5 protein-coding genes are annotated in these 4,201 nt (G+C 60.3%); 4 read left to right on the forward strand and 1 reads right to left on the reverse strand.

Annotation, left to right across the window (positions count from 1 at the left end; all coding sequences use genetic code 11):
* Positions 1–310 (forward strand): methylated-DNA--[protein]-cysteine S-methyltransferase (locus QZL67_RS09445; RefSeq protein WP_292920227.1); only part of this gene is annotated, 310 nt, incomplete at its 5' end.
* Between the two features lie 122 nt (positions 311–432).
* Here the strand turns inward: QZL67_RS09445 and spoIVA are convergent.
* Positions 433–1,908: a stage IV sporulation protein A gene (gene spoIVA / locus QZL67_RS09450; RefSeq protein ID WP_022290475.1), complete on the reverse strand. Its 1,476-nt coding sequence runs from the start codon at positions 1,906–1,908 to the stop codon at positions 433–435.
* A gap of 222 nt (positions 1,909–2,130) precedes the next feature.
* Here spoIVA and QZL67_RS09455 point away from each other — a divergent pair, with 222 nt between their 5' ends.
* The 3 genes from QZL67_RS09455 to QZL67_RS09465 form a co-directional block, all read left to right on the forward strand.
* Positions 2,131–2,940: a transporter substrate-binding domain-containing protein gene (locus tag QZL67_RS09455; RefSeq protein WP_022290476.1), complete on the forward strand. Its 810-nt coding sequence runs from the start codon at positions 2,131–2,133 to the stop codon at positions 2,938–2,940.
* Positions 2,941–3,046: 106 nt separating this feature from the next.
* The gene (locus tag QZL67_RS09460; protein ID WP_022290477.1) at positions 3,047–3,718 is read left to right on the forward strand and encodes an amino acid ABC transporter permease; all 672 of its coding nucleotides are present in this window, start codon (positions 3,047–3,049) and stop codon (positions 3,716–3,718) included.
* A gap of 13 nt (positions 3,719–3,731) precedes the next feature.
* A partial coding sequence (locus QZL67_RS09465; RefSeq protein ID WP_292920229.1) for an ATP-binding cassette domain-containing protein occupies positions 3,732–4,201 on the forward strand: 470 nt, incomplete at its 3' end.

A 4,201-nucleotide genomic window follows, 5' to 3' on the forward strand; every position in this document is an offset into this window, starting at 1 on the left:
TCCTGCGGGCAGCGACTTCCGCCAGGCGGTCTGGCGGCTGCTGCTGGAGATCCCTTACGGGGAGACCACCACCTATGGAGCCCTGGCCCAACGGCTGCGTCAGCGTGGGATCTCCGCCGCCCCCCAGGCGGTGGGCGGCGCGGTGGGCCACAATCCCATCTCCATCCTGATCCCCTGCCACCGCTGTGTGGGAGCGGACGGGAGCCTGACGGGATATGCAGGCGGCGTGGAGAAAAAGCGCTTTCTGCTGGCTCTGGAGGGAGCGGACCTCTCCCGCCTCTATCTCCCAAAACGCGGAACAGCGCTGTAACGGGTTATCACTTTACAAGGACTGAAATAAGAGAATATCAAAAAATTCTCGTGAAATATGGGAGTAAAATGAGAGAGGCGCTGCGTATTTCTCAGCGCCTCTCCCCGGTTCTGCTTTTATCATTATAAGATGATGCAGATCAGCCCGCCGCTGCCCTCGTTGATGATGCGGGTCAAGGTCTCCTGCAGCTTTTTCCGGGCATCCTCCGGCATGCGCTTGAGCTTGGCCTGCAGGTCCTCGTTGACCAGCTCATGGAAACTTCGTCCGAAGATGTTGGACTGCCAGATCTTGCTGGTGTCCCCTTCGAACTCCTGGAGCAGGTAGTTGACCATGTCCTCGGACTGCTTCTCGTTGCCCACGATGGGCGAGACGGCGGTCTCAATGTCCGCCCGGATCATGTGGATGCTGGGGGCGCTGGCTTTGAGGCGCACGCCGTACCGGCCGCCCTGCTTCATGATCTCTGGTTCTTCCAGCTTCAGCTCGTCGATGCCGGGGACCACGATGCCATACCCGGTCTCCCGCACGTCTTTCAGAGCACCGGCCACCTTGTCGTATTCCGACTTTACCGCCGCCAGTTTGGTCAGCAGGCTCATCAGGTCCCCGTCGTCGGAGACGTCGAAGCCGGACTGCTCAGAGAGGGTCTTGTAGAAGAGTTCCCGTGGCAGCCCCAGCCGTGCGGCAGCCACGCCGGTGCCCAGGTCGATGGAGGTGATCTTGGCCTCGCTGATGTTCTCACTGGCGCCCAGCGCCGCGATGACGCCCTCCACCTCCCGGATATGGTGGAGCTGGCCTGTTCCCTGGCGGACGGCGTCGTAGAGTCCCGCCTTGATGGGGTGGTCCGCAGGCAGTGCATCCACCCAGGGCGGCAGGTAGAGATCCAGCTCCTGCATGGGAAACTCATACAGCACGGCCTTGAGGATCTCCGCCACATCCTCCTCCCCCAGCTCGAGACAGTTCACCGGCATGCAGCGGACCTCATAGCGGGAGGCCACGTCTTTGGCGATGGCCTGGGCCCGGTCACTGCGGGGCTCGGCGGAGTTGAGCAGGACGATGAAGGGCTTTCCCAGTTCCTGCAGCTCCCGGATCACCCGCTCCTCAGCCTCCAGGTAGTCCTCCCGGGGGATGTCGGAGATGGTGCCGTCGGTGGTGATGACGATGCCGATGGTGGAGTGTTCCGTGATGACCTTCCGGGTGCCGATCTCCGCCGCCTCGGTCATGGGGATCTCGTGGTCGAACCAGGGGGTGGTGACCATCCGGGGCGCGTCATCCTCGTACTGACCGATGGCCCCCCGCACCATGTACCCCACACAGTCGATCAGCCGCACGGAAAAGGCGGCGCCGTCCGGCAGTTGGATCTGGGCCGCCTCCTCGGGGACGAACTTGGGCTCGGCGGTCATGATGGTCCGACCGGACCCGCTCTGGGGCAGCTCATCCCGGGCCCGCTCCTTCCGGTACACATTTTCAATGTTGGGAATCACCTGGGTCTCCATGAACCGCTTGATAAAGGTGGACTTGCCCGTGCGCACCGGCCCCACCACGCCGATATAGATGTCCCCGGCGGTGCGGGTGGCAATATTCTGATAGATACTGGTATTCATAGCATCCCGTCCTTTTTCCGCTCCATAGTCATGTTCCATCTCTATGTCCTTCGCAGCAAAAGTATGACGGCCCGTCTGTTGTTGGGCGAGTTTCACAAAAACGGTGTTGTAAAAGAAGAATCTTATTGTCGTATTTTACATCTTTACAGGGATGATTTAGTATGGTAAACTGCTAATGAATTAAACGAACGGGTCACCGTTTCGGGATTTGGAGGGTCAACGATGAAAGCAAAGAAGATCTGGTCTCTGCTGATGGCGCTTGCGATGGTGTCCTCTCTGGCCGCCTGCGGCGATACGGCGGAGGAGGATACCGATACCGCAGAAGTGAGCGATCAGGCCTATGTGCAGGACAAGGGCACGCTGGTGGTGGGCATCACGGAGTTTGAGCCCATGGACTACCAGGACGAGAGCGGTGAATGGGTGGGCTTTGACGCCGACCTTGCCAAGGAATTTGCCGAGAGCCTGGGCGTAGAGGCTCAGTTCCAGATCATCGACTGGGACAGCAAGGTCATGGAGCTGGACGGCAAGACCATTGACGTGGTCTGGAACGGCATGACTCTCACCGAGGACGTTACCAGCGCCATGGAGTGCTCTCAGCCCTACCTCATCAACCAGCAGGTCGTGGTGGTCCCTGCCGCTGTGGCCGACCAGTACCAGAGTGAGGACAGTCTGGCAGATTTGTCCTTCGCCGTAGAGATCGGCTCCGCCGGCTGCGAGATCGCCGCCGCTAACGGCTACAACTATACCGAGGTCGCCGACCAGGCCACCGCACTGCTGGAGGTTGCCTCCGGCACCGCTGATGCCGCCATTATCGACTCCCTCATGGCCGGTGCCATGATCGGCGAGGGCACCAGCTACGCCGATCTGACCTCCACCGTGGCCCTCACCAGCGAGGAGTACGGCGTGGGCTTCCGGAAGGGTTCCGACCTGGCCGCCGCCCTTAACGAGTTCCTGGACGGCAAGTACGCTGACGGCTCCATCCAGACCCTGGCGGAGACCTACGGTGTGCAGGACGCCCTGGTGACGGAGTAAGCGCTCCGAGAATTGAAAAAGTATCTTCCCAAAAGCAGAGGCCTCGTCCTCTGCTTTTGGACGGTTTTCCCCAGTTGAAAGAACGAGAAAAGGCAGGTTCCAGAGCATGTTTGCAACCGTCATCGGAGCCCTGAATGAGGGCTTCCTCCAGACCCTGAAATTGTTTGCGGTCACGCTGATTGGCGCCATCCCCCTGGGGTTGGTGGTGTCCTTCGGCTCCATGAGCCGCTTCACGCCCCTGCGGTGGCTTACCAAGACCGTCGTCTGGGTCATCCGCGGCACACCGCTGATGCTGCAGCTGATCATCATCTTCTACATCCCCGGGTATCTGCTTCAAAGCGGCAGCCCGTGGCCCAGCGGAGAGAGCGGTCGGTTCCTGGCCTCCGCCGTGGCTTTCATCATCAATTATGCCTGCTACTTCTCCGAGATCTACCGGGGCGGTATTCAGGGCGTCCCCGTGGGCCAGCAGGAGGCCGGCGAGGTACTGGGCATGACCAAAAGTCAGATCTTCTTCAAGGTCACGCTGCTCCAGATGATCAAACGCATCGTCCCCCCCATGTCCAACGAGATCATCACGCTGGTGAAGGATACCTCCATCGCCCGCATCATCTCCCTGCAGGAGGTCATCTGGGCGGGCTACGCATTCTTGAAGAGCTCCCACGGCTACAAGGGACTGCTGTGGCCGCTGTTTTTCACCGGCGTATATTATCTGATCTTCAACGGCGTGCTGACGCTGCTGTTCGGCTGGGTGGAGAAGAAGCTCAGCTATTTCCGTTAAGGAGGGCACCGAAATGTCCATTCTGGAAGTCCAACACATTGAAAAGCACTTCGGCGCCACCCAGGTGCTCAATGACATCAGCTTTACCCTGGAAGAAGGCCAGGCCATCTCCATCATCGGCTCCTCCGGCAGCGGCAAAACCACACTGCTGCGGTGCCTGAATTTCCTGGAAAAGCCGGACGGCGGGTCTATTTCCGTCCGGGGTGAGACCCTCTTTGACGCGGCAGACCCCAAAACACAGCTGGAAAGCGAGATCCGCAAAAAGCGGCTCCATTTCGGTCTGGTGTTTCAGAACTTCAACCTCTTCCCCCAGTACACGGCCCTTCAGAACGTGACGCTGGCCCGGGAACTCCTCTCCAAGGAGCGGGGCGGCGAGACCAAGGAGGAGATCGAGGCCGCAGGCCGGGAGCTTCTGGCCCAGATGGGTCTGGCTGACCGGGCGGGCCACTATCCCCATCAGCTCTCCGGCGGACAGCAGCAGCG

The organism is Oscillibacter sp. CAG:155 (genome assembly GCA_000436875.1).
GTDB lineage: Bacteria > Bacillota > Clostridia > Oscillospirales > Oscillospiraceae > Oscillibacter.